1 pseudogene is annotated in these 212 nt (G+C 47.2%); it reads left to right on the plus strand.

The features are described from left to right. Positions 1-56: 56 nt before the first annotated feature. Positions 57-212 (plus strand): annotated as a pseudogene (locus FDX22_RS00535) (SOS response-associated peptidase); the annotation flags it as partial.

Raw genomic sequence — 212 nt, forward strand, 5'->3', positions numbered from 1 at the left:
GTTTTTAGATCAGACTTTTTTAATACTTTCAGTCTGGCATCTGGCTGGAAGTTTCTGTGTGTGGGCGTTTTTCACAGTCAATGACGCGTGAAGATTATCTCGCCCTTCTCGCTGAAGAAGTCGAACGAGACATTCCATATGGTCCGTAACCGATCGGGCATTTCAACGTAGTACCAGGGACCAAAGTTCTGCTTCTGAGCGGACGTGACGAG

It is taken from the genome of Citrobacter sp. TBCS-14 (genome assembly GCF_005280805.1).
Taxonomy (GTDB): domain Bacteria; phylum Pseudomonadota; class Gammaproteobacteria; order Enterobacterales; family Enterobacteriaceae; genus Citrobacter; species Citrobacter gillenii.